Here is a 24,368-nt window from a genome sequence, read left to right as displayed (position 1 = left end):
TTTATTGTTTATAAAAAATCCATGTTTCATTCACTCCCGTTCCGGGAATACCTTCCTGATAGGTCCCCATAAGTTTGTTCCACTCCATAACCCGTGGATTGTCCCTGGTCGTCAGCTGATCGATTGTTTTAAAATCCCGCCCTTTTGGAAAAGAAATATATAACATAAGCTGTCTTCCATTGCGGTAGACCAATACCTCGTCAAAGCCGGCTTTGCAGAACCCTGCTGCAACTTCGGGCCATTCTTTAGTTTGATTTTTATGGGCTTCGAAATAAGCCTCCTGTTTCGATTTATCGTCCACCAGTTGTGCAGTAAGTAAAACAAAATCGATATCTTTCACTTTCTCGGCTCCACAGTTGCTCCGATCGAACGTATAAAATAGATCATTGAACAACTTATAAGAAATTGCCGGATAATTGGCTACCCAAGCACTCGATATTTTCTTACCGATCTCATCGTCTGTCATCAGTAAGATGTAATCCTTCCAGCGATATACCTGGCTGCTATCGGCTCCTTGTTTAGCAAAAAAATCTTTGATTTCAGTCAGTTCAAGCTGCTTTTTTACATCATGGATCTGGAAAAATACAGGTTTGGTAAAAGGAGTATATGTATTGAAAGCTACATTTTTGGGTATTGATCGTTTTTCAGACAATAAATAGGCATAACGTGGACCGATACCAGCTTCTTCTTTGACCCTGGCATCCGCCTCGGGCCCATTCTTTATCCACTCAACGCTCGGCCCATTGGCATTTCGCAATATTTTATTGGATGGGAACCAGTTGTTGCTAACATTCATATAGGCTGAGCCTTCATCGGTATAGAGATAAAACCAATGTTCAGGAATATGCGCATAAGGCGACACATAGATACTGTCGATATAATTTTCCTGAATTTTTGTTCCGGGCTGAGCCGATAAGGTGTAAATACCGGCTACATCATACATGTATTTGCCATAACGTGTGATCTTATTTTTGAAAACACGATTATTACGCATAGCATTGACTGTCGGTGTCCAGCCCCAGCCCAAGCTAATGCCTGTGTACGGAAGATCAAGCAATTCATTATTTGTAATAGCTACATTGCGGACAAAACCAGCGCCAATCCCTACTGTTCCCCAATCCTCATTCCCAATATCTTGGATTAGATTATTGCTGACCACAACACCATCTGTCAAGATACGCTCGTCGCTGGGCTGAAAAGGCAGATGTGCTTCAACCTCCTCATCTGAAAACTGACCGAGCAGTACACCCGATCCGCCGATCTCCTGAAATAGATTTCCAATTAGACTATCCTTCAGGTTGCCCTGCCGATAGTCAATGCCTGTTGCAGCCAAATGGGAAAACCGGCAAGCTGAAATATTGGTAAAGGCCGTATGGCTAAGTATGACTGCCGCTTGTGGCCGGCCCAGCCAGGCCTGATTCTCCAATCCCGCTTTATCAGCTGTTCCGGGTTTAGTGAGCTTATAGGCATCTAAAAAGTACATACCCGCCTGCAAGGCAACATGTCCATAAAAATGTGGCCTTAACCAGGAACTGTGCTGAAATTGTATGCCCTCGACATGGACATGCTGTACTGGTGACTCCAGAGTCCCTTGCATGGTCAGTATGGTTTCCAGATAAGGAGCAACCACCTGTAGACGGTTTATATTTTCATCTGGTCTTTTGTAATAATAAACTTTATGCTGTTCTTCATCCAAAAACCATTCTCCGGGCTGGTCCAAAAATTCAAGGGCATTGACAAGACGAAATGCCGAGTTGCCATGTTCTTTGGACAACCAAGGCTTAGGCCAGGGATGTTCATTTTGGATTTTGCCTTCCGGTTCATGAAAAAATAGTGTAGTACTATCTTTTGTAACTACCGTCTCACGAACCCGGAGCTGCGCTATTGCCCACCACTGATGGATGAAAAACTCCATACCGGCCTTATAGGCAAACCTTTTCGGCAACACGTTCGGAATGACGGCCGCTTGTTTTTGAAAATCCCAATTGATGATCCGGGGCAAGTGGGCATCATCGTGACTTTCGGCACGGATTGCTTTACGTGAACCAACCCACAATTGACGGAAAGGGAAATACTTTCCTCCGGACTGAGGGGCATCTGCCACCACGATATGCTTAGCAATAGTAGGATCCAATCTCTTTTCACTTTTTACTTGCCGCCAGTCTGTAACAGAAATCCCGCCCGAAAATATGGCTTCGTTGCCTACCGCTTTTATCCATGTCGGACTTTCGGCTGTTCCGCTATCTTCCGGACGGACGAAGATCGTCTGTGCGGGTCGATAAATACCATCCTGAATCCAGATGGTAATGCCATGCTGCATGCGCGGATCGTTTAATCGTCGCCATTCCCTAGCCTCACGCAGGGCATCCTCCAAACATGAAAATGGAGCTCCCTGGGTGCCATCCCGTTGTTCCTTGTTGCTTTGTTTACCTACATGGATTTCACCTGTCTGTGCCGACAGGCTACAGAGCGAAAAAAAAGCGAAAATCCATGCGAGAACTGTTTTCCTAATATCCATTATTTTGACCAAATTCGATAGGGTTAGTAATTACATCCAAAAACTGTTGTGGAATAGGGCGGTTAACATGATAAGGTTGTATCAACGTTATATCAGGATTGTATTGTTTTACGTAATCGACTAACTTATTTGTCCGCTTTAAATCAAACCAGCGGATATGCTCTCCACACAGTTCTCTACCACGCTCGGCCAATATAAAGTCAAGATTAAGCTTAGATTCGTTTATAAGCATATCATTTTCTTTACCGGGTTTAGCTGCTCTTTTTCGTAAAACGTTCAGCAGTTGGGCAGCCTTCCCTTTATTCCCGCCATTTCGCATTGTTTCAGCTTCCGCAGCAATCAGGTACATTTCAGCCAAACGCATTACGATGACGTCTTTAGTGCCCACCTGTGACCCTACCGACGGCAAGTCGGGATCATTGTATTTGTTCAGAGACGGAAAATGTACATTAAAGTGCGCATTTGTATTTACTTTTGCCCCATTGTAAGTATCGTCTATATCCACAACAGCATAAGGAAAATTTCTTTTCTCACCTGTTATTTTTTTCTTCGTAAACCACAGGGCTAAATCGCCACGATTGAGAATTGACCCGACAAGAGATGTGGGTTTTTCAAAGGCAGCCAAATCATCTGTTGTCCACTTGTATTGACTTACATTCAAGTAGTATTTCTCTCTAAACCAATCTTCATACCGACGGTCAATGTCCTCATTATACAGCTCTAACAAATGTCTTGTTGGCATAAAGCACATTCCGCCAGAATTGGAATTACGATCAGCACCATACTCCAGGTCCTGCACCATACCTGCTTTGGCAGAATATTTTGCTTTAAACCAAATATGTAACCTATTAGGATTATTCGGTTGTGGATTTAGCGAATTTATGGTTGAGTGGGTTATCGTAAACATCGCTTCCTTATTAATTTTATTATTTGCCGGACGGAATACCTCCTCCGGCGTCGCATATAAGGATACCTGCAATGCTGCTTGATGATCAATAACGTATTGAGCTGCCTCGGACGCAACCTGATAATACCTATCTTTTTCGGCAGCGCTTTCATACGCTACACGAGTCAATGCTACACGGGCTTTCAAACCATATGCAGCCTTTAAGGTGGCACGGCCAATTTCGGCTGCAGGAATAGGGGCTACAGGCAGGTTCGCGATGGCGACCTCCAGATCGGAAAGCATCAAGTCGTAAAAACTTAAGATTGGGGACCTATTTGCGGTCAGGATCGCCTCCTTTGTTTCCTTTGTCCGTAAATCGATATTGCCAAACTGTTCAACCAAATGCCAGTAAGCATAGGCACGTAAAAATGATAATTCGCCAATACGGGATTTTTTTACTTCCTGATTAGCGAAAGAAACGGCATTGATACGCTCAAGTCCCGCATTACAATAATTGATGATTTCATAAAAACGATTCCATGTATTTCGCAATTGTCCTACAGTGGCATTCAAACCATCGTATTTCGTCATTTGACGACCATAACCTGAATTTGCAATATTAATCCAAAGGTCGGTCCCCCCTTCTGTCAACATCAAAATATCCTCACGACCATAAAACTGTGCTCCATAATATACATAGGCCGAGTTGACCAACGAATTTATTCCATCTTCTGTAGAGAATACAATATCGGATGTTGTTCCCCCGGGGTTATATTCTTCCAGACTACAGCCTTGCAATCCCGCAAACAGACTTATTCCAATAATATATTTTGCTATTTTGTTCATAACGATTAAAAATCAAGGTTAATACCAAAGACAAACTGACGTAGTAATGGACTCTTTGCAGATCCACCTCGCTCTGCATCATAATTTTGTACCAAATCACTTTTCGACCAGGAAAAAAGGTTATTCGCGGTCAAATAGAATCTAACACCGCTCATTTTCCACCGATCTAATGTAGCTTTAGACAAACGATACCCTAGGGTAGCTGTTTTCAACTTGATATACGAACCATCTACATAACTATAGCTTTGATAACCCAAATAATTATAAAAGTTGGTTTGATCAGGTCTTGGAAAATCATTTGTAGGATTATCTGGTGTCCAATAATCGAGATAAGCCGGTTGATTACCGCGACCTTGTGGATCGAATGCTGCAGTCAACTCATAATCCATCATTTGTCCCCAACGTGCAATCGAATAGATACTCAAATCGAAATTTTTGTAAGAGAACGTATTATTGAAACCCAAGGTCCATCGTGGAGATGTTGTTCCCAGATAAGTTACGTCGTTGACATCGTCAATGACAAAATCACCATTCAGATCAGCCAACTTAATATCTCCAGGTTTAAACGGTTGTGTTTTTTCCGTATCCTTAAAATATCGTGCAGCTTCCTCTGCTTCATCCAGCTGCCATATTCCTATCCGTTTGAAAGAATAAAATGATTGTAAAGGGCGACCGATCAAAAGACTTTCCGTCTCTCGTGTCGTTGTACCAATAATATCCCGACCATCTATTAGATCAACAATTTTTTCGCGATTGGTACCAAATGTTAAATCACTTCCCCATTTAAAAGCACCTGTAAGATTCTTGGTATTTAAAATAATCTCTAAGCCCCGATTACTGCTACTTCCGATATTCTGATAAATTTGGAAAGGGGTATTGTTTCCCGATCCCATTGAAGTCGGTAAAGTTCTCGGCAATAGGATATCGGTCGTTTTGGTATCATACACGTCCAAAGCTAAATTAACCCTGCTGTTAAAAAGCTGGGCATCCAAGCCCAAGTCCCAAGACGCTGAACGTTCCCATCCCAAATCGGCATTTCCAATCAACCTATTGTAAACATAATAGGCATAGCCCTGATTTTGAAAGGCACCGTTTGTATAGCTAGAAACTCCCGATTGTGTACCGTATTCACTAATTCCGGAGTTTCCGGTCTGTCCATAACTAGCGCGCAATTTCAACTCTTTAACAGGCTTCCATTTAAACCAACTCTCGTCACTAATACGCCAACCTGCCGCAACAGAAGGAAATGCAGCCCATTTATGCTCTTTGGATAAGCGCGAAGCTCCATCCCAACGGTTAGATACTGTTAGCAAATATTTCCCTTGATAGGAATAATTAGCGCGTAATGCATATGATAGTGTTTGGCTTTGTATATATCCTGATCGAATCACGTAAGAATCCTTATTATTTGCACCTATATTATGCCAAAGTTGTTGAGGTACCAATTGACCAGTACCTTCCATATAGCTTGTATTTAATTTTGCTTGGGTCCAAGATGTTAATGCCGTCACACTGATCGAATGATTCTGAATCGCAAAGCTATAGTTCAATACATTATCCCAGTTAATAAAGCTCCTGTTTTTATCATCGATACTGGCCAACGACGTCGGAAACTCACCTGCTCGGTCTATCGAGCTTGCACTTTCAAAGTCCTTTCGCTTACGAAAGGCGAGATTTACGCCAAAATTAGAGCGAAAAGAAAGCGCTTTCATTGGCTTAATTTCGGCAAAACCATTAGCGATCAAGTGGGTATTTGCTATACGATGTTGGGCAGTAAACTCGTCGGATTCATCGGCTAATGGGTTAACCTTTCCTTCTCTTCCTAAAGGCCATAAGATCACTTTTCCTTGTTCATCATAGGGTAAACCCAATGGCACATTCGTTGCTGCGCGCCAAAGCACATTTTCGGCTCTATTATTTCCATCATAATGTGTGATTTGCGAAGACGTGCCTATTTTCACGATAGAGCCTACATTTTGGTCAAGATTAAGTCGTAGGTTGAACTTATCCAATGCATCATTTTTGAAAGAACCTAATTCGCGATAATATCCCCCAGACAACCGCCCTTGCGTATTATTATTGCCACCAGCAATAGAAAGCTGGTGACTTTGAACCATGCCATTATGAAAAACCTGATCTTTCCAATTAGTCCATTGATTTTGCTGTAGTGCAGCCCATTCACTGACCGTAAACAAAGTCTGGTCATCTGCAGCTGTATTCCATTGTCCGGCAGTCTTTGCGGCTTCGCGGCGCAGGGCAATGTAATCATCACCTGTCCGCATAGTAGGATATTGTGCCCAGCCATTTATACCCACATAACCCGTATAGGCTATTTTCGGCACGCTATTTTTTCCTCGCTTAGTTGTAACAATAATGACACCGTTTGCACCCTGAGAACCGTAAATCGCTGTTGAGGAAGCGTCTTTGAGGACCTCTATTGATTCAATGTCCTGTGGTGGAATATCACTAATTTCTCCTCCTTGCATACCATCGATAATAATAAGTGGGCTATTGGACCCTTCCGCAGTGGATAGCGAACGTTTTCCCCGAATTGTCATATTTACGCCTGAAGTTGCACTCCCAGATGAACGTGTAATATCTAATCCCGGGACTTGACCTTGAATCGATTCTAATGCATTCGAAGCTGGAGATCGAACTATATCATCGGCCTTAACCGATGTCACAGCCCCTGTTAAGTCTCTTTTTTTCACCGTTCCATAGCCAATTACCACAACCTCATCCAAGGCCTGATCATCTTTTTCAAGTTTTAACTGAACCGGAACACCAGTCTTGACCGAGATTGTCTGTGTCTTATAGCCAATTGCCGAAACAACAATCTTTCCGCTCGTACCATGAATCCGCAGAGTGAAATTGCCGGACTCATCTGTAGCGGTAGAAGATACCGCATCAGCTAATGTAACTGTTACTCCGCCGAGGGGTTTTCCATCTTCCCCAACTATTTTACCACTTACCTCCGTTTGCTGCATAGCGAAATAAAAGGGTAATTTTTCGAGACTTGCATTCATCGCGAACAAAGATTGTGTGCCCATCCATAGTGCAAACCCGCCCATCGCTAGACATGTTTTGTTCATCATTTAATATTAGATTTAAAGGTTATTTATTTCTCTTAATAATGGGGTTACAAGTTGACCTCAACTTCGCCCAACTTAGACTGAATACGTATCATTCCCCTTCCAGTTGTACCATCTTTCTTATGGACGAACGCCACAGCTTTACCCTTAAATGTTTTACGGGAAGGATTCGTTAACCCACGCAAATCGGCTTGAAAACCATTATCAGTTCCTACTACTTCATATCCGTCATTCGACAAGAAGGTTACTTCAACATCCTCTTGTGTCACTTCCCTACCCTGTCCATCCAACAGTTGAACCGACACAAAATATAAATCTCGTGTATCTTCCGTCGAAAAAAGACCGTGCTCGACTTGTGCTTTTAATGTCTTCGCAGGTCCCGCAGTCTGCCGTATAGCTTCCTGAACAACTTTACCATCTCGTTTTTTAACGACTTTCAATTCCCCCTTTTCAAAAGGCACCTTCCAGCTGGCGTGCAGACGATCTGCGGTTTTAGCTGAAGTTCCCAGACTCTTGCCATTCAGAAAGAGTTCGACATCATCAGCCTTATTATAATAAGCCCATACGTCTACACTGTCGCCAGCTTTCCAGTTCCAATGTGGCAAAAGATGTAAAACATCTTTGTCGGTCCATTCAGACTTGTACATATAATACACGTCTTTGGGAATACCGGCAAGATCAACAATACCATAATAAGAGCTCCTTGCAGGATAAGGGTAAGGAACAGGCTCCCCAAGATAATCGAAGCCGGTCCAGACAAATGTTCCCGCCAAAAAAGGACGGTTCTTAACCGCTAGCCAAGCTTTCTCATGGCTTGTACCCCAATAGGCAGCAACATTATCATAGGCCGAAACCGTAAAATCAGGATTGCCATTAACGACATATTTATCTTTTGAAGACGCGGGCCAGAGCTGAATCGTATCTTGCAACTTGTCATATACCGCTCTAGTCTGTAAAGCAGAAACAGTTTCTGACGCCAGTAGCGGAATATTCTTAAATTCTACAGGCAATTTATCATAATCTTCATGTTTATAGTTGAATCCTAAGACATCCAATGCTTGTGCCTGTGCAATAAAGTTTTTCGCATAATTATTTTCTGTCAGGGCAGCAGTAACGGGACGTGTAGGATCTAGGGATTTAACCAATTTGGCCATTTCTTGCGTTAAGGCAATACCTGTGGAGTCAAATTGCTCCCGGATTTCATTTCCGATGCTCCATAGGATAACTGAAGCATGATTACGATCTCGACGCACCCAAGTTTCAATATCCTTAAGGTGTTCCGCCGGAAAGTCAATGTGGTAGTCGAACTTATTTTTTCGCTTTTTCCACATGTCAAATGCTTCGTTATAGACCAAAATTCCCATTTCATCGCAGAGATCGAGTAGTTCTTCAGCCGGCGGATTATGCGCGGTACGAATGGCGTTCGCGCCCATTTCTTTCATCATCACAAGCTGCCGTTTTGCAGCGGACTTATTAAAAGCAGCCCCTAACGCACCCAAATCATGATGCATGCAGACTCCTAAGATTTTCAGGGCTTCCCCATTGAGGTAAAATCCTGTTTTTGCATCAAATCGAATTGTTCTAAACCCAATTCTTTTTTCGATTTGATCTTCAACTGTATTATTTTTATTTAAAAGAGCGAGTTGTACGCGATATAAATTCGGTGCATTGGTACTCCACAACTTCGGTTTGTCCACACGAAGTAATTCATTAATATTTCCATCCTTTTCCACACCTGTTTTTTTCAACAGTATATTTCCTTTGGGATCCCATACTGTAATTTGATATTTATTCCCTGCAACGCCTTTAGGTCGCGCCAACTTCTTCAATTTAGAAAGTACTTTCAACTGCCCCAATTCACCATGTGTCTCAGGCGTGGTGATAAAAGTTTCCTGTTCATCGAGTTGTACTACTCCGGTCTTGATCAGGTAAACATCCCGGTAGATTCCGGAACCCGAATACCATCTGGAGTTTGGCTGTTTGCTATTATCCACACGGACGGCAATTCGGTTATACTGATTTCCAAATTTCAAATATGGTGTGAGATCTAATGTAAAAGAGAGGTAGCCATTAGGCTTTTTACCCAAATAGACGCCATTGATCCATATCTCCGCATAACGGTAAATTCCGCCAAAGTGAAGCTGTATGGATTTACCCTGATCTGCGGTCGGTAGCTTAAACTCCTTACTATACCAGCCAATTCCGCCAGGCAATGCTCCTCCGGCATTACCTGCTGGGTAGCTAGCGGAAAAATCAGCTTTGATACTCCAGTCATGGGGTAATTCCACCGATTCCCAAGCTTGGGCATCTCCGTCGTTCAAGCGAAAACCGAGGTGATCCTGCAACGTAAAATGCCAGTTTTCATTAAAGTTGATTGTGGCACGTCCCTGTCCAGATACAAGTTGAAGCTGCAATAAAATGAGCATGGAAATAAAATAACGTAACTTCATATTTAAATGGTGATTTATAAGCATTACTTACATTGCTGTCAATGATAGTAGTGCATGTTTCTTTATTCATTAATCTATATTGAGGCATGCATCCTGCCTTCGGTTTAAAAACTAACCTGACTCTTGCCCAGACCCTTAGAAGTTGCCACGGCAATACCACGGTTACCTTTGCTGTCCACTGCACAATAAAAATGATAAACTACCCCCTCCGTTTTCAACACAAAAGACTTGTGGGCATACTGCTGATCAAAACTTTCACTTGATTCGATTAGGTTGGCACCTTCCCAGTCAGTCCAATGGATCAGATCCTTAGATGCAGCGAAACGGTTAAATGCGCCCTTACGATCCTTCCAAAATGCACCAAAATAGAACATCACCCAGGTATCATCAATACGTTGGATCATGGGATCACCCGTGATGCCCATCGGATGGTGGACCACAGGATCCTTTTGAAAACGCTTCCAAGTTTTCATATCGTCAGATACGGCCATACCGATCCGCTCATACCAACGGGTCGCCTTGTTATTTACCAAGGAATCGCCCACGGCATTGTAATACATCACAAAACGATGGCCTGTATGTTTATCAGGATCTTCGATAACATAGCTTTTAAATAACTTATGGCGATTTTCCCACCAGGAAACATCTGGATCAGTACTTTTTAGAACCGGATTGGGCAGCTGTTTCCACTGGACGGGCTTCGTAGGCTTTTTACTGGTATAAGCCATCCCAATCGACAAAGGTTCAGGCTCATAGCCTGCGGTAGAACCGCCGAAATAGGACATCCAGTATTTTCCAGCGTAGCTGTTGAGCTGATATTTCCCGCCCCATTTTGTATCAACCAAAGCATTGTATCCTGCTCGCTGCTTGGCATCCCAGCTGCCATCTGGTGCCACGGAGAGTTGTTTCCCCAAGGTCTTCCAGTTCAAAAGATCCGAGCTCTGCGCCAGCCAGGTCTCATAACCGCTTCCATCAAACACAATATAAGTCATATACCAATATTTCCCCTCCTTATAAATGGTCGGACAATCCATCAATTCGCCTTTATGCGCGGGTACTAAAACAAGTCCATACTTATAGGGGGTCTTTACTTCATCATAAATTTTTGCCATTTCCGTACTGGAAATATTTTGGGCATGTACCCACGATTTCCACCCCAGCAATGCAAAGGATAGCAATAGCATGATTCTTTTCAACGGTTTCATCTGTAATAATTATTCTTTTTTATTTGCCTTAAAGCCTTAATGTTGCCGAATGGCCATCAGCCCTTCTACTTTTAAATACGGATACTTCATTGTTTTACTTTGTAATGGTATAATTTCCGGAGCCTAATTGCAACTCGACATGATCCGTTGTCAAAACCATTGCATTTGGATCCAGCTGTTTCCCATTCACCCGATAGACTCCTTTAGGCAATACCAAGGTACAGCGACTATTGACAGGAACCTCCAGTTGATAATTTTCTTTTGATTGTTTTCGGTTAAAATAAATTTTCCCATAAGGACTCCTAAAACTTATTTCACAGTCTTTCAGCAGGTCCAGCATTTTGGGTTCGATCCGAAAATGCTTAAATGCGATTGATCCTGTATCTTGCTGTATCCCACCGAGGCCGGCATGAAACCACTCCATCAGGTGTCCAAGCATAAAATGATTATTGGAGACGTTTGGAAGGCCCGCCCAGGACTCGGTCAGTGCCGTGGCACCTTTTCGCAGCTGATAACCATATCCGGGCCGGTCATCACGATGATGCATGGCATAGATCAGATCATCACGGTTGTGGGCTTGCAACACTTGTAATAGGTAACGGTGACCGATATCTCCGGCTGTCAACGCCGTATCGTTTTGACAGACCGTTTTTGTTAATCTGTCAAAGACTGCCTGTTCGGCCTCCTGGGGTACTAAACCAACGTAGAGCGGCATAGCCAGCGCCGTCTGACTACCAGAGCCATAGCTATGTTCCTGAGGTCGATAAAATTGCTGATTGAACGCATTGAATACGGCCTGCTGTAATGTCTTAAATTTTTCGGCATCTTCTTTTTTTCCAAGTAGCGTAGCGATGTCTACCATGAGCTTCAAGTCATAGTAATAGATTGCCGTAGCCGTAATCCCGGGAGTAGTCAGCTGGGAAACACCGGGACGCTCTGGTCCCAAATCATACCAGTCACCCAAACCTTGTGTCAAAATATGATCTTTTGCCTTTGTGCCCAAATAATCAATATATCGGGTCATCATGGTATAATTATCAGCAAGGAAAGCTTTGTTTCCATACCAGCGATAGGCATACCAGGCTAAGATAATTGAGCTGCTTCCCCACTCGGGCGAATCTCTGAACATATCGCCGCCCCAGTCAAACTGCACATATTCGGGCGCTATTTCAGGAACTAGACCATCGTTTGTCTGAGATTGTCGCATATCCCGCAGCGACTTGGCAAACAGGCGCTCAGCGTCAAAGTTAAATTGTACCGATGGCCCCATCAAATGTAGCTGCTCCAGCCAGCCCAATTTTTCGCGGTGTGGACAATCCGTAAAGACACTGACCATATTACTCTTGATAGCCCAATTGATCAATTCATGGATCTGATTAAATAGTGTATCGGAGCTTTCAAAGCTTCCCACCTGCGCTGTACTATTCCGGATATGGGCCAACTGTATCGCATCCATCCGAACCGGTTTGCCACCAGCAGGATGTAACTGAACTTCGGCATAACGAAATCCATAATATGTAAAACGTGGCTGCCAGGACACAGTCCCATCTTTTGCAAAAATATATTGGTAATAATAGGGGCTTCCTGAATGTTTTTGACTAGGGCGTCCATCCGCTGTCAGCAATTCGGCCGGATACACTCGTACCGTATCTCCCGCTTGTCCGGTCATTTGCATGGTGACAATGCCTGATGCATTCTGTCCAAAATCATAGGTGATCCGTTTCCCCTCATCAGCCTGTTGTAATCCAACAGGTGCGAAGCGCTGCATAATTTTCACCGGATCGATATCCTGTGCCCGTAAATTTGGTCCATCCGTAATGAGCGCTTGCTGCCAGCTCCGGTCATCGTAAGCAGGAGCTGACCAATGCTCAGGCAAAATCCGTGCATCGTAATCCTCGCCCCCATACATGCTGGAAAAAGTAATTGGCGACCGGTGTGTTTTCCAGCCTGCATCACTAACGATGATTTCTTGCGTCCCGTCCGTGAAGGTATTGACGATCTTAAGTTTGAGCTTTGGCAGGCCAAAAGCAACTTTATGTTTTTGAAATCGGCCTTTAATTGGTGGAATATAATAAAACCCATTTCCTAATAGGGCAGCAATTGTATTCTTTCCCTGTTGCCAGGCTTGGGTAAGATCGTAAACCACATAATAGGCTTCTTTGTCATATTTTGTCCAACCCGGCTGTAGCACTGCATCATCTACCTGCTTGCCGTTCAATAGCAACTCGTAATGTCCCAAGCCTGCCACATAAGCGATTGACGAACTGATCTTCTTTTTCACCTGAACTGATTTCCGGAAAACCGGAAGTTCATAACTTTTATCCAACCGAAGCTTGCTGGAACTTAGTGGCAGTGGATTGACCAACGAATCCGGTAATATATCTTTTGCAATCCATCGGGCATTCCCCCAATCTTCTGCGTTCAACAATCCCGTATGAAATCGTTGTACCGCGCTTGTGGCTGTCTCGTTTTTATTATCACGAACGTGTATCCTGATGTAATAACTTGTACCTGTAGTTAGAGGGGTTCCCTGATATAACAAATTTAGGGATTGTTCTGCCGCTACCCATTCGGAATCCCAAAGCATGTCCTGCTTTGCAAAACGAGCGCTTTTACTGATCTGGATACGATAAGCCAGTTGTTTCACATCAAATTTATCGCTGTGCAATTGCCAGCTAAATGAAGGTTTTAATGTATTTATACCCAATGGGTTTTCGCGTCCTTCTATCAAAACACGAGTTACTGATAACTTGGCCTTACCAACCATGGGCATAGCAAGCAATAACAGGAAAATGCTTCCTAAAACGATTCCCTGTTTTACGATATTCTTCATTCTTTTTCTTTTTTCCCCGACTGTATTCATAACCAACTATTAAGGAGCTTCAGTCATCACTCGTACACGATCCTGTATCAGCTGAGAAACATTGATTGTCAAAACGCTAGTATCCTTACACACAAAAACACTATTTTTAATCTTGATATTTTTAGCATCTTTAATCGACAGATATCGATCCCCGCGTCCAAAAACACGATCAATAGATACGTTTTCCAAAACAGATTCCGGAATACCTTCGATCTTAATACAATTCTTAGCCGCATCAATATATATATCCTTTATTTGGATATTCGAGAAACGTGGTGTCAGAGCGTTCTTCTGAACTTCGAAATCACGGCTAGCCTGATTGCCCACATGTTGAACCTGTCCAAGCATATCCCAGCGTAAAGCCGACTCAACATCCTGCATCCGAATACGTTCAAAGCGAATATCAGATCCACCTCCGCCCCGTGGTCTTCTGGTCTTAAAACGGATACCGACATTGGTTTTACCAAATACACAATCATGTACGTACACGTTTTGGGCCATGCCCGCAGTTTCGCTACCGATCGTAAATCCACCATGACCTTTTTCCGAAAAACAGTAACGGACTACAATATCCTCCGAAGGTCGATTCACACGCAGTCCATCATATCCACGTCCCGCTTTTACAGCGATACAGTCGTCTCCAGTATTTAAGGTGCAGTACTCTACGAGCACACGCTTAGACGATTCAATATCAATACCATCCCCACGTGGTATGCCGATTGATTGTATACGTACCCCACGGATCACGACATCCTCACAGTACGTAGGAACGATATTCCAAAAAGCGGTACGCTCCAGTGATACGCCCTCAATCCAGACTTTTTTGCAGTTAATAGGAGCAATAAGTGCGGGTGGAAAGATAAAATCTGCTGTTTTACCATCATAGATTCGCTGATCAACAGGCGTATTACTGTCCACAATCTTTTCAATGACATCGTGCGTCATGGTTTTACTCCGAACACTGCCTTCACCGGGGCCAATAATTCTACCTGATCCCGTGATGGCAATGTTATCTGCCCCATTGGCATAAATACAGGCTCCCAAGCTATACAATTCTACACCTTCATTTCGTGTAAACACTACAGGCAGAAAATCGTTAATTTCATTCTTAAATTCCAAAACGGAACCTTCATCCAATTTTAGATTAATATCGGACTTTAGCGTAATCCGTCCTGTATGGTGGTGTCCTTTCAGTACTAACGTACCCCCTCCCTGAGCTGCAAGATGATCGAGCTTACCCTGAATATCGTCATTCGGCCATACCGTATCTTGTCGCATCGGAAATGTTGGCCGCTGGACATTCCATGCCTTAAAAGGGGATTGCACCTTTTCTGGCTCAGCGGGCATCTGTCCAGCCCCTACCTGATCCGCACGCAGCAAGGCTTTATCCAACTGCTTGTCAACTGGAATACTTCGGCATCCCTGTATTCCCAGTATGACCGCCACAAGTGATATTATCCAGTTTATGCTCATTGAAACAGCTGTTTTACGTAACGTGTATTTGCACCAAAGTTTTCTTTAACAGCCCGTGGTGGTAGATTTGCGTCACGCGACCGCTCGATCACGAGCCAACCGTGCCAGCCCATGCGATCTAAGGTTTGTTTTACCAAGGGCATATTCAGTCGTTTATTATTTTCGAGCCAGACACCGTCCTCATCCGTACAATGTATCTGACAGATCCTCTTCTTCCCTAAAATAGTAAGCTCCTGAATCAGATCACGTCCTTCTTTCAACGGATTGGAAAAATTAAAATAGATTTGGATATGTTTGGAACCGACTTCTTTTAAAAGACCGACTTCGCCTTTCGCGTCCAATGCTGTTTCAATTCCGATCACCACACCGGCCTTTTTTGCCATCTCGCCAACCACACGAAGGCGCTCCACGATAGCAGGTCGTAACTCAGGATACTTAACCAAATCGCACGTTACGCCCAAAGGCAAAAAAACCACTTTAACCCCCATTTTCTGACAAGTGTCCAAACAATCCCCTACCATCTGCTGATAAGTCGGTCGCGTGGCAAAAGACTGTGCATAGAAACCAGTCATAGCTAACGAACAGATCGTTATTCCAGTTTCCTTCGCCTTGTCGAGAAAGGCTTTCCGCTCAGCGGGATCGCCTAACTTACTGTCAAAAGTAACCCTGTTGCCCAATCCGCCCATATCAACTTCTAACCCATCCGCTCCTATTTCTTTCGCCAGGTCGAATGCACTTAGTTTTTGCCGTTTTAAGATCATCAGATCAATTACGGCGACATGATAGCGTCGCTTAGGAGCAGCAAAAACAGCAGAAGGTAAGGCTGCAACGCCAACTAACGCCAAGGTATCCAGTATAAATTTTTTTCGGTTCATCATAGTTCAATTTGGTATGATTTTAATAATGCTTTCAATTGTCCCATCCCATGAATCGCGTTCTTTGGTAAGTTTTCACCTTTCTTTCCAAAGCTGTATAATAACTCCTCCAGTTCGATCTGAACTGAAGTCTCTGCAATAATATCGGCAGCTTTAGCCTGATCTAAATGGAAATGATCTATCAGAAATTTGTACAATGCCTGCCTTTTGTTATAGCCAAAATCATGGCCTTCTTCGGGAAAATGTGCGTGTTGCACCTGATTTTGCTGTCCATAATAACCATAGATATGTTTCAGATAAGGAAAATCATGCACGTTAGTTTCCTTCGTCCAATCCTGTCCATCGGAAATGATCAGTTGTGGTTTGGGCGCAGCCATTGCAGCCAGTTCGACATTATTGGTTCCACCACAGACAAAATGTACGGGCAGTCCACTCTCACAGGGGCAACCACCAAAGAAGTAGGAAGACATCGCCACGACAGGGGCGACCAAAGTGAAGCGATCGTCTAAAGCAGCCATTAAAATACTGTGGCTACCCCCACCCGATCCACCACTGATTCCTATTCGCTTTTGATCTACCTGTGGCAAGCTGGTTACGTAATCTAAAATACGTTCAGCGCCCCAGGTCTGCATCAACATGGCTTCGCTGCTGCGATGATCTGGACCAGCGAATTGCAATAAAGACTCCCCCCAGGCAAATAGGTCATAGCTTATAGCCATACAGCCCAGTCGGGCTAAGGTGATAAATCTCTTCTGCGCATCCGAACGGTACCGCTGCTGTGGCCAATGCCCATCAGGAGATAACACCACAGGTATATTTTTCTTTTGCTTGAGCGGCGAATAGATACTACCATTGATATAGACTCCCGGTATAATTTCTAAGGCAAAGTTCTGAACTTGGTAGTCGGCATAGCGACGTGTCTTGCCCAGGCGAATCGGTTGATCCGGTATACTTTGCAGTTTATCCCAATACATCGCTTGTCTTACCGCAGCACGCAATTGATCTTTTCTCTTTTCCCAACTTGCCTGATCGGTATATTTTTTGGATAATAAGGTCAGAAAATCCCAGCCTTCCTGCGGTTTCCAGCGGTTATATTCGTATGATTTTAATTTATACGTATTGGGTTTTGCTTCCTCTTGCAACTTAAAGCCCAAAGGATACAGCAAATTGATTTCTGTCCCCGCAAGATCCGCCCTAAACTTCCAGGGTGCATAGTCCACCATAATGTCTTTGACATTGCGTGGATCATATTTAATCTTGACCTGATACCGTTCCTGCATCATGACAAGCACTGTTTCCAGGGGTTGCTTAAATTTATGCTCATAATTGAGTAAGCTGTCCTGCCCCTTGACAACAAGCGAAACAAAAAACAGACATACTACACAAACGAGATTAATCTTCTTCTTTGACATATGCATTGGGATCTGGTTTTTTATATCCTTTTTTTGTTGGCCAGATGCCATCCTCAATCGGGATTAACTTCACTTTCTTCGGATCTACGACGACATGTTTCATTTTCTTTCTACGCCAGGTGTAGCCAAAATGCAATAGCCCATCTTTGGTTTGAATCACTGCGGGATAAGAGTACTGACTGATTGGCGAATCCTCAAGAATAAGTGCGGCCTGCCACTGCTTGCCATCTTTGGAAAAAGCCACATTCAATGGTGTACGTGCCCCTTTGGCTAAGTTACCTTCCGGAAGCACGTGGTTATACACCAATACATGCCGTCCGTCTTTTAACGTTACGGCATCTGTACCCGAATTATTATTGGGGAGCGTCGTTTTTTCCAATGGGGTCCAATGTTCGCCCCAGTCCTTAGACCAAGATGTTACGACCGCACGGTTGCGTGTGCGCGCCAATATTTGCAATTGACCATTTCCATGGTCCAGTATGCTCGGTTGTATCGCATCCAGATTATCTGTACCACGAGCGATTGGACCTATTTTGCGCCATGTCTTACCAAAATCCGAACTCGCCTCAAAATGTACGTTCCAACCATTTCCTTCGGTGCTTGAAGGACTCAGCAAGGTGCCATTTTGTAAAAGAACTGGTTTGTTTTTCACCGGTCCAATAAAGCCATCGGGCAATCTTTCGGCAGCAGACCAAGTCTTTCCGCCATCGTTGGACCGTTTGAGCATCCCCCACCATTCTGATGGTTTGGGTCCAATTTTGTAGAATAACAAGAGCTCTCCCCCGGGCACTTGGTATAAAACAGGATTCCAGGTCGGTAAGCGTTTGCCATCTGGCTGTACACCATCCGCTGCCGACACTGGCGCTAACCAGTTGCCGTTTTCAAGTCTACTCACATAGATCTCCACATCGGGATGGCGTTCTTTCGTTCCGCCAAAAAAGGCATATACTAGACCTTTATCCGTCTCTGCCATAGTAGCGGAATGACAGGAAGGGAAAGATGCCGTATCATAAATAAACTCATCTTTTATGACCCCTTTTTGCCATTCTTTTAATGTCGGATTTTGTCCGTAAGAATTCAAGGTGCATAAAAACAATAGGGCTGTTGCCAATTTAATTTTTATCTTCATCAGTGTAACAGTATTTTATACATGTGCATTTTTATTGGACTTTCAATTGCTGCCGACACACATGCGCTTTCTATTTTTTTTTTATTTATCCGCTTAAGTCTATTTAATTCTAAACTGATAATCTCCTGATCCTATAGTTAACCAAGTACCTGATTTTTCCTGTCGTAGAATCTGAATATCTGTATTGTTTTTTAATTTTTGATTATTTTCCAGGATCGCGGACAGCTCTGTCGTTGGCAGATAAATCTCTGCTTTGGTATTGGCTGGAATAGAAATCTTCCATTCGAAAGCAGATTTGCTTTTACTCCAATTCGATTGAATGATTCCATAAACACTTTTGTAGCTTGCATCCACATGATCCAACCCTGCTACGACCTGCGGTTTCATGATAACAGTCTGAAAAGCATGCTCTTTTGATTTGATGCCCGCCAGATCCTCATAGAGCCATACCAAGAGGTCGCCCAACATCATCACATGATTTTGTGAATTCATCTTGGGATGGGCTGTATTACCATTCCACAACTCCCAAATTGTTGTTGCCCCATTTTCGACCATATAACCCCAAGAAGGATAGGTCTTTTTTGTTGCAATTTTATAGGCAAGATCTGCACGACCGATTTCGGTTAGCGTACGCATAATCCATTGTGTTCCGATAAGTCCTGTACTCAGATGCCCCCGATTTTCTTTTTCGACAATCTCAACGATCCGATTACTGAGCTTTTCTCTATTCGCATCTTCGATTAAGCCAAAAGACATTGGCAGTAGATTATCGGTCAATGAATTACTGCCATAATAACCTGCATCGTTATAGAACGCGGCATTAAATGCGATTTTCATCTTCGCTGCACGGCCCAAAAAATCAGCTTGATCTCGATCGTTGCTGACGAGAACACTAAAGCGGGCTATCGTCTGCAGCAAATGATAGTAATAAGATGTTGCGATCAATGCACTTGGGTATTTTTTATCGGCAATCTTTCCTCTTCCGGCTTCAATGGTTACCGGTGGGAAACACCAATCTCCGTAACTATCTTTGGTAATGATACCGCCCGGGCCTGTATAGCGAGCCTGCATATAATCCATCCATTTTTTCATGGCTGGATAATGCTTTTCCAAAATGCGCAGGTCACCTGTCTGCTGATAGAGCATATCGGCGATAAGCAGATAGGTTCCCGGCCAACTGACATTATCACTATAGTAACGCCAGAACGCTGGTGCAACATCCGGTAATGCTCCATCCTCCTTTTGGGACAGCCGAATATCTTCGAGCCACTTATTATAAAAATTGGCGTTATCAAAGAGGAAATTCTCGCCGTAGGCACTAATCGGACGGTCGCCCAACCAGGGCTGACGCTCGTTTCGTTGTGGACAATCCACCGGTATACCTTTGTAATTGGAAGCGATACCCCACCATGCATTTTGATAGATCTGATTGATGAGTACGTTGGAAGATACAAAGGTTCCTGCATCGGGTATATCGTCGTAGACAAAACGGCCAACAAAATTACTTTTTGAAGCTACCCCCGGATAACCGCTGACTTCCACATAACGAAATCCATGATAGGTAAACCGCGGTTCCCAGGTTTCCTTTCCACCACCTTTTAATATATAATGATCCGTTGCTTTGGCATCGCGCAAATTGGTTGTGAATAATTCGCCGTCTTCGGTCAGCGATTCTGCAAAACGAAGTGTCACTGCTGTTCCAGGCCTACCGGCCACCGTCATCTTTACCCAACCCGAGAAATTCTGTCCGAAATCAAGAATGTATTTTCCTTCGGATTTTTTGACGATCGAAACCGGTGCGATATCTTGCATCACCTTCATACCTTCCGACTGCGCTTCGTAATTGCCACCGGGCTCTTGTACAAAAGCAGCCTTTAACCATGTTTTATCGTCATAATTTGGTTTTGCCCAACCTGTTAGCTCTTTTCTAGCATCATAATCCTCACCGTCATATTCGTTATTTGCCGTTATTGGTCCTTCGGTCGTTCCTTTCCACGAATCATCGGTCTTAATGACCTCTGTTGAACCATCCGTATAAGTCAGCATAAGTTGCATCTGCAATTTTGGGAATCCAAAGGTTTTTACTTTATAAGGTTTTGCTTGACGCATGGCATAAAACCGTCCATTTCCCAAAATGACACCAAGCGCATGTTTACCCTGCGAAAGTGATTTTGTTACATCCAAAACATTATACTTAATGTTCTTGGTATAATCTGTAGGCACTGGAGCCAGTACTTGATCCCCTATCTTCTTGCCGTCAATATATAACTCGTAAAGTCCTAAGCCCATTATATAAGCTGTAGCCTGCTTAATCTGCTTGGTTGTTGTAAACTCCTTTCTGAAATAACGGGCAGCCAATTGCCCGGTCTGTTCATTGTCTGATGGGAAATACTGATCAAAACCAATCCAACGTCCTGTCCAATCCTTGTAATGTAGTAGTCCCATGGTCCAACCAGCCGGCTCAGACCAGCTACTTTCGCCTTTATTCGTATACACTTTTACTTTCCAGAAGACTGCTGCTCTGCTCTGTAGGGCTCTGCCTGCATAAATTACATGCGTGGAATTATTCGAAAGCTGTTTCCCCGAATCCCAGAAATCGCCGATATTTTGGTTCAGTTTTTCTTGCGAAGAAGCAACCAAAACCTGATAGGCTTCTTGCCGGATAGACCGCTCGCTGACCTGCAATTGCCAGCTCAGTCTTGGTGCGGCAACATCTATACCGATCGGATTCGAACGTAATTCAGTCCGCAGGTTTACAACAGTGATCTGCGCTGTAGCCTGATACCACAAAGTCGATAAGAAAACCGATACAATGAATATGACGATGTTTGCTTTCATTAGTTTTCAAAATCAAAATAGAGTACCATATGCAATGCCCGGCTCGGTTCCTTCTCAAAATCATAGTAAACGTGCTTCATACCCATAGGCCCGGTGGTTTCTGGTTTTTGTGTTTTCGTCCCAATGGCCGAAATACCGTTCATAAAAGAAATATCACCTTTTGGGAAGGTAGGCTCCATGTTTTTCCATTCGGTATCTTGCTGTTCTTTTGGTGTATATAAGCGTAAAAACACATCCTCCCGGTCGGTAAACACGCGGAAACTTTGATCTTTTCCGATAAATTTTGTCCAATACATATTGGCATGGTAACCTTTAAATTCGGGATATTCGAATGTCGATTCGCCCGTTGCCGTGTTATTGTACTTCTTTTTCCACACGCCAAACTGATTCCCTTTCATCCGGTTTTTCCAAACCCGATAAGGCCCCATTCCCCGATATTCAACACCTTCGATTTGATCTTCTGGAAAATCGAAATTCACCCCCACAAAACGTGTAAAATAACTTTCAGGAAAATATTGAACATGCATTTTCAACTGTCCCGAAGCAAGGATTTCCCAACGTAAGGTATTATAACTATCTTTTTTATCAAAGGTAGATGCAATAATCACCTTTCCATGTTCACGGCTCAATTTGAAATTTTTATAATTTGTCGTCGCTTCCTGTAAAACCGGTCCGTTTTTGAAAGGAATAATTCCTTTGGCATTTTGAACCTGCTCCAGCAATCCGCTCGTCTTATTGATCTGATAGCTAATGCCATTCGCTTTCACCAAATAGGCTTTCGCGGTCTCCTGTACGGCAATATCCCCTGTTCCATTTGGTTTCAGGAGGCTACTTGCCAACTGATTCGGCAATGTAATCGGAAAGCTCCAAGTAAAGAGTTCCTGTTGACGCACATCTTTTGCGGTAATATATAAAACATCGAAGTCCTCCCACCCTGTAGGGAAATCAACTTTTAAGATCCCTTTATCTCCAGGCCGGATATTGGGAGCGTCAATCGTTCCGCTTTTTGTTTCCTTCACCTCATCATAACCACCCAACTTTTTGAGTTCGTACGAAAATGTGCACTGATTAATATTGGTAAAAGAATATCTATTTTCAATATGGAACGAACCATCAAATCCCTCAGTCATTTCACGTTTTTCAAAGAAAATAGGGCTCCATACTTCTTTAATGGTAAAGAAGCTTCCTTCCTTTTCGCCATGTGGACCAATTATACCATCTGGACCACGATTTCCGTCAGTATCTATAATACCGCCTTTATCTGTCCTAACGATCCCCTGATCACGAAAATCCCAAAGAAAACCACCCGCAGCAAGGGGATTGGCAAGCATCGCTTTCCAATAATCCTCCAATCCGGCACCATGCCCGCCATCGTACATACCATGCAAAAACTCAGTCGGCATAATGATATTGTGCCCATGATCATAGGTACCAATACCATAGTTATATTCCCGGTAATGGGTTGTTTCAAAACCATCATGTACGGCCCAGGGATAAATTACAGCGCGTTTTTGAATATCCTCTTCCGCGAAGATGGGATCAAAATCCGGATTATGCCCACCTTCATTCCCATTTGCCCAAAAAACAACGGACGGATTATTTTCGGATACGACCATCATCTCCCGCAATAATTTGGTACCGACTTCCTTATCGTAATGCCCGTGCCAACCCGCTAACTCGTTCATGACATATAAACCCAATGAATCACAGACAGCCAAAAAATGATTGTCTGGTGGATAATGGGCCATTCGAACAGCGTTCATATTCATTTCCTTCATGAGCTTCACATCGGCAATACTAACTTCCTTACTCGTCGTCCGTCCGGATTCCGGAACGAAAGCATGTCGATTGACACCTTTGAATCGAACCTTTACGCCATTGACATACACGCCATCACGTTCTTTCACTTCTATGGTCCGAAAACCAAATTTTTGCTCCAGCTGGTGCTGTACCTTACCATTTTTCGATAAGGTAAATTGCGCTTTATATAAGTTTGGAAATTCGGCAGACCATAATTGCGGGCTTGAAAATTGTCCCTCTACCCAATTGTTTTTGTCTGACAGCTTTGTTCTCAGCTGTTTTCCAAATTTCCTTCCTTTGGCGTCAAACAGTTGAACAGCAATTTCATCGGCTTCTCCCACCGTCTTTATTTTGGCTCGGAATGTTCCGTCAGCCTTTGCATCCAACGAAACACGTTCAATATGATGCTGAGGCAGGGCCTCCAAATAAACCGGTCTAAAAATCCCACCAAAAATCCAGAAGTCACCTTCCCGTTCCGCCGCATTCACCGACTTGTTTGCCGAATGCTTAGCAACATGGACTTCCAATAGATTTTCTTCGCCAAACTTCAACAGTTTCGTAATATCGTATTTGAAAACATAATATGATCCCTGATGGATAGCGCCGGCCAGCTTACCATTGATCTTGACTTCGGTATCGGTCATCGAACCTTCAAAAACAATACGCACCTGCTTATCTTTCCAGGCATCGGATACATTAAATCTATATTTATAGTGACCGACCTCTTTGCCTTTATCAGCCTCTTTATTGAAACCGTAATTATATTTCCCAAAACCCTGTTGTTCCCAGTTGGAGGGAACTGGTATTTTAGTCCATTTCCCAGCGTTCAAGCCTTCGGTCACATAAAAATCCCATAACACACCATCATCCTTTCCTGTTCCAGAGAGGTATTGGCTCGCTGTTTTTTGGGCAGATACCTGCAATCCCATAGTCCCAAAAAAAAGTAAGGATAACGCTATTTTTGTTTTCAAGTTCATGATC

12 protein-coding genes are annotated in these 24,368 nt (G+C 43.4%); all 12 read right to left on the bottom strand.

Translation table 11 applies throughout. The features are described from left to right. Position 1: 1 nt before the first annotated feature. Positions 2-2,518 (bottom strand): L-rhamnose mutarotase, encoded by a 2,517-nt coding sequence (locus B4G94_RS22235; RefSeq protein WP_286862034.1) that lies wholly within the window; start codon positions 2,516-2,518, stop codon positions 2-4. Next, positions 2,508-4,250, bottom strand: a complete 1,743-nt coding sequence (locus B4G94_RS22230; RefSeq protein WP_108634910.1) for a RagB/SusD family nutrient uptake outer membrane protein — start codon at positions 4,248-4,250, stop codon at positions 2,508-2,510. Before B4G94_RS22230 ends, B4G94_RS22235 begins: the two co-directional genes overlap by 11 nt. 5 nt (positions 4,251-4,255) lie before the next feature. Further along, complete coding sequence (locus tag B4G94_RS22225) at positions 4,256-7,345, bottom strand: SusC/RagA family TonB-linked outer membrane protein (protein WP_286862033.1); 3,090 nt, start codon at positions 7,343-7,345, stop codon at positions 4,256-4,258. Positions 7,346-7,389: 44 nt separating this feature from the next. After that, positions 7,390-9,792: a glycoside hydrolase family 2 TIM barrel-domain containing protein gene (locus B4G94_RS22220; protein WP_286862031.1), complete on the bottom strand. Its 2,403-nt coding sequence runs from the start codon at positions 9,790-9,792 to the stop codon at positions 7,390-7,392. A 104-nt stretch (positions 9,793-9,896) separates the two neighbouring features. Beyond that, on the bottom strand, positions 9,897-10,997 hold the full coding sequence (locus B4G94_RS22215; protein WP_286862030.1) for a glycosylase: 1,101 nt from the start codon (positions 10,995-10,997) through the stop codon (positions 9,897-9,899). Between the two features lie 94 nt (positions 10,998-11,091). Then, on the bottom strand, positions 11,092-13,830 hold the full coding sequence (locus B4G94_RS22210; protein WP_286862028.1) for a family 78 glycoside hydrolase catalytic domain: 2,739 nt from the start codon (positions 13,828-13,830) through the stop codon (positions 11,092-11,094). A 39-nt stretch (positions 13,831-13,869) separates the two neighbouring features. Next, positions 13,870-15,333 carry a glycoside hydrolase family 28 protein gene (locus B4G94_RS22205; RefSeq protein ID WP_286862026.1) on the bottom strand — a complete coding sequence of 488 codons (1,464 nt, stop codon included), beginning with the start codon at positions 15,331-15,333 and terminating at the stop codon, positions 13,870-13,872. Further along, positions 15,330-16,211, bottom strand: coding sequence for a sugar phosphate isomerase/epimerase family protein (locus tag B4G94_RS22200; RefSeq protein WP_286862025.1), 882 nt, complete (start codon positions 16,209-16,211; stop codon positions 15,330-15,332). The genes B4G94_RS22205 and B4G94_RS22200 overlap by 4 nt, the downstream gene beginning before the upstream one ends. Then, a complete protein-coding gene (locus tag B4G94_RS22195) occupies positions 16,208-17,620 on the bottom strand; it encodes an acetylxylan esterase (RefSeq protein WP_286862024.1) in 1,413 nt (470 codons plus the stop codon). The genes B4G94_RS22200 and B4G94_RS22195 overlap by 4 nt, the downstream gene beginning before the upstream one ends. Then, positions 17,601-18,749, bottom strand: coding sequence for a sialidase family protein (locus tag B4G94_RS22190; protein ID WP_108634903.1), 1,149 nt, complete (start codon positions 18,747-18,749; stop codon positions 17,601-17,603). The genes B4G94_RS22195 and B4G94_RS22190 overlap by 20 nt, the downstream gene beginning before the upstream one ends. Positions 18,750-18,848: 99 nt before the next feature. After that, positions 18,849-21,587, bottom strand: coding sequence for an alpha-L-rhamnosidase (locus tag B4G94_RS22185; protein WP_286862023.1), 2,739 nt, complete (start codon positions 21,585-21,587; stop codon positions 18,849-18,851). Beyond that, entirely contained in the window at positions 21,587-24,364 is a 2,778-nt protein-coding gene (locus tag B4G94_RS22180; RefSeq protein ID WP_286862022.1) for a glycoside hydrolase family 2 protein, read from the bottom strand. Before B4G94_RS22180 ends, B4G94_RS22185 begins: the two co-directional genes overlap by 1 nt. Positions 24,365-24,368: the final 4 nt, after the last annotated feature.

It is taken from the genome of Sphingobacterium sp. UBA7625, assembly GCF_002484085.1.
Lineage (GTDB): Bacteria > Bacteroidota > Bacteroidia > Sphingobacteriales > Sphingobacteriaceae > Sphingobacterium > Sphingobacterium athyrii.
This window is presented reverse-complemented; position numbering and strand designations above follow the sequence as displayed.